Source organism: Pseudooceanicola nitratireducens, assembly GCF_900109195.1.
GTDB classification, from domain to species: domain Bacteria; phylum Pseudomonadota; class Alphaproteobacteria; order Rhodobacterales; family Rhodobacteraceae; genus Pseudooceanicola; species Pseudooceanicola nitratireducens.
Genome location: NZ_FNZG01000025.1, coordinates 1 through 3,664, shown reverse-complemented (window position 1 = coordinate 3,664; position 3,664 = coordinate 1). Strand labels below are relative to the sequence as shown.

Sequence of the window (3,664 nt, the reverse complement as noted above, 5' to 3'; positions counted from 1 at the left end):
TGTCACTGTACCCTCATTAATCAGAATTGCCTTTAAAATTATCGTTTGTTTTCAGCGGCACGATGTACCCTTAATTTTCATATTGTACCGTTAATTGCCATACTGTACCCTTTATTAGCATACGGTCAGTTCTGTGGATAAGTGCTGACAGGAATAGGGCAGGGATTGGCGTGGTCAGCGAGCGTCTTGCAAAACATCGAGCAGCAGTCCTCCGTCCGATCCTGGAACTTGAGAAGAAGGGTGAGCCGATCAGTGCGGCAATCGGAGATGCTGCTTGGGAACTAGGTTTGGCGAAGAGCCACACCTGGTCGCTTTACCGCCGTTTGCGCGAGAACGATGGGCGGGCCGCAGCACTGGAACTCAGTCGCCGGGGGCCGAAACCGGGGTCGAAACGGATCGCGCGAGAAGTCGAAGACCTCATCGATGAACGCCTACGGCGCTATTATCTGGTCCGCGAACGCTCCAGCTTTCTGCGAATTTGGCGTGAGATCCGTTCGGAATGCGAGGCAAAGGGCTTCCAGCCACCGGCACGAAAAACGCTGAAAGCTCGGCTCGATGCAATGGACGAGAAAGAGATTGTTAGAAAGCGCCGTGGTGCCAAGGAGGCGAACAAGACTTTTGCGGCACGTCCGGGCCGGCTTGCGGTTGGAACGCCACTGGAAATTGTTCAGATCGATCACACCTTGGCCGACATCATTTTGGTCGATCACGTGGATCGGCGACCGCTTGCGCGCCCATATTTGACGGTAGCCATCGATGTTGCAACCCGGATCGTTCTCGGGGTCTTCGTCAGCTTTGATGCACCATCAGTTCTTTCGATCGCGCTCTGCCTCGATCATTGTGTGCGTCGGAAATCGATCCACGTCCCAGGGAAGCTGGAAGAATTGGTCTGGCCGACATCCGGCATCCCGAAGGCGATCCATGTCGATAACGCGCAGGAGTTCCACAGCGACGCCTTCTCATCGGCCTGCGAAGATTGGGGCATTGCCGTCGAGTACCGCCCGCCTGGTGCAACGCACTTCGGAGGTCATATCGAACGTTTGATCGGAACGGCCATGGGGGCTGTTCATGTTTTGCCCGGGACCACGCAATCCTCCGCTGCCGAGAAGGGCGATTATGACAGCGAGAAACATGCGGCTCTGACCCTGGCCGAGTTCGAGGACTGGCTTCATCTGGAGATTTGCCGCTACCACAATACCCGCCACGAAGCCCTCGGGCGAACGCCGCTGGCCGCTTGGGCTGACTTGGGCGGAGACACTGCGGGGCGGCAGGTTGTCGATGTCGAAGCCTTCCGGACAAGCTTCCTGCCTTTTGAGTTGCGCCAGCTCGGGCGCACTGGGATCACTCTCTTTGGGGTGCACTACTGGAGTGATGCCTTCGCGTCGTTGGTCGGACGGGGCAGCGGCAAGGTGCAGGTGAAGTACGACCCGCGGGACCTGTCGCAGGTCTGGGTTCTCGTCAATGATGGCCGCATGATCCCGGCTCGGTATCGGGATCTGAGCCACCCTCGGATATCGCTTTGGGAAAGTCGTCGGGCGCGGAAGGAATGGCAAGACAGGCATGGCGGTCGGATCAACGAGAAGGCCTTGTTCCAGGTGATCGACGCGCAGAGACGACTGGCCGAGGCGGCGCGTCAGAAGACAAGGACCGCCCGTCTGGAGAGCGAACGCGAGACGCGGCTTCCCAAGCACCAGCCGCGCCGCGATCCGTCCCGAGAAATGTTCGCCATCGACACTGGTAACCCAGACCTCCCCACTTATCCGATTGAAGAGTTTGATGACCCCAGAAGAAAGAATTGACCGCATCCGCAGCGATCATTGGATCGCATTCGACCGTGCCACGATTGTTCTCAACCGATTGACGTCCCTGATGGAAATGCCGCAGCAGAGCCGGATGCCTGGCCTGATGGTCTATGGCAGTTCCGGTATTGGCAAGACGATGATCGCCAAGCGCATGGCCAGCAAGTATCCGACGCAGTACAACGCAGAACTGGGCATCACGAAGACCCCCATCCTGCTGGTTCAGGCGCCGCCAGCGCCGGACGAGCGACGCTTCTACCAGCACATCCTTTCGACGATCGGGGCGCCGATGTGGGGGCGGCATACCGTGTCCGAACTTGAGGTCCGCGCGCTCAGTCATCTTCGGGATATGGACCTGAAGATGCTGATGATCGACGAGGTGCACAATCTGCTTGCCGGTAGTTACCGGGAGCAACGCCGGTTCCTGAACATGCTGCGGTTCTTGGCCAACGATCTCTGTGCCTCGCTTGTCGTTTTCGGTGTCAACGAAGCGCTCGAGGCCGTCCGCGGTGACGACCAACTGGCCCGTCGCCTGGACGAACACTACCTGCCGCTCTGGGAGGACGACGTGGAGTTCTCTCGGCTCATCCAAACGCTGATTGCCGCGATGGCACTTGAGCAGCGGTCGGGCCTCACGGTTGCGTCGCTTCGGACAATCCTGAAAGTGACGGGCGGTGTGACCTCGCGCGTGTTCATCATGATCAAGTCCTTGGCCATCGATGCGATCGAGACGGGTGAGGAGCGGATCACCGATGAGGCCGTTCAGGCCTGGCAGCCGGTATGGGCGAAGCATGCTTGGAGCATTCCGCGCCAACCCATCGCGGAGTTCGGGTGACCGTGAACCCATTGCCGCGTCGACCGCCACCGGTATCCGACGAGCTTCTCTCGAGCTGGATCGGGCGGTTGGCCCGGGCCAATCATTGTTCCGTCGAAGAGCTTTGCGGCTATCTCGGTTTGGGGCAGGGCAGGGTGCCGGAGCATGCGGGTGACCTTGGGCATGTGAACTGGGCTCGGCTATGTCCGGCGGTTCAGCAGACCCGGGATGAGATCGCGGCCATGACCCTCCCGGACACGACGCATCATCCCGCTCAATGCGTATCTAGCGATGACTTCCAAAGTTGCGCAAACTGCTCGAAACAAACCTCGGGACTGGTCCTGCGCCACTGGCGCTTCGCCTGGTCGCTGACTTGCGAAAACTGTGGTCGACCTCTTGTGGCGAGGCATCCGGCCGATGGTCTATCAAACAGGCTACGTGTCCGCGCCGCTCGGGGCGCGGCATTGCTGAAGACGGCGGTTGCCGCCGCCGATCTGAGGCACATGCAGCGGATCAGCCATACGCTGTGCCTCTTACAAGTACTTGAGTTGGTATACAGCGTGCCACTCACGTCGCGGTGTCAACTGGAGCGGTCAATAGCACTCGCAGCTGTCGATGTCTGCTCAGCCCGTCCATTATTGGGAGTGGCCATCTTGCTGCGCGGAAATGAACAAGCATTCTGGGATCTCCGACGCGCCTTTCCTCAGCGCAGACGTTTGATTGAGAAGGTGCGCAAGCTGTCGATGAACCTCGATATGCGACTTCCGCGAAGACGTCGGCAGGAAAGCAGTCCCGTTGACCGATCTGCCAGGGCGACGTCGCCCAAAAAGACGTCTGCGCAGGCCCTAGACGCTGCCCGTCAGGCCATCTCCGAGCTCGGTGCCGATGCAGATCGTCAAGCGCTTCTGGCACGAGCCGATGCAATCTGGAAGCGCCAAAGCTGTGTCAGCCACTGACGCAGCGCCCTGTGGATATATTGCAATTAAGGGTACAGAATCTGCCGAAAACGCTTCCAATCCGCAGAATCTGATTAATTAGGGTACAGTGACAG

3 protein-coding genes are annotated in these 3,664 nt (G+C 59.0%); all 3 read left to right on the top strand.

The genetic code is table 11. The features are described 5' to 3' along the window. Positions 1-170 precede the first annotated feature (170 nt). Genes BMX99_RS19370 through BMX99_RS20095 form a run of 3 tightly spaced genes read left to right on the top strand, consistent with a single transcriptional unit; the run spans position 171 to position 3,569 of the window. Positions 171-1,799 carry a Mu transposase C-terminal domain-containing protein gene (locus BMX99_RS19370; RefSeq protein ID WP_093455154.1) on the top strand — a complete coding sequence of 543 codons (1,629 nt, stop codon included), beginning with the start codon at positions 171-173 and terminating at the stop codon, positions 1,797-1,799. Beyond that, positions 1,777-2,634 carry a TniB family NTP-binding protein gene (locus BMX99_RS19365; protein ID WP_071974414.1) on the top strand — a complete coding sequence of 286 codons (858 nt, stop codon included), beginning with the start codon at positions 1,777-1,779 and terminating at the stop codon, positions 2,632-2,634. Before BMX99_RS19370 ends, BMX99_RS19365 begins: the two co-directional genes overlap by 23 nt. Beyond that, positions 2,580-3,569: a TniQ family protein gene (locus BMX99_RS20095; RefSeq protein WP_083545780.1), complete on the top strand. Its 990-nt coding sequence runs from the start codon at positions 2,580-2,582 to the stop codon at positions 3,567-3,569. Before BMX99_RS19365 ends, BMX99_RS20095 begins: the two co-directional genes overlap by 55 nt. Positions 3,570-3,664 lie beyond the last annotated feature (95 nt).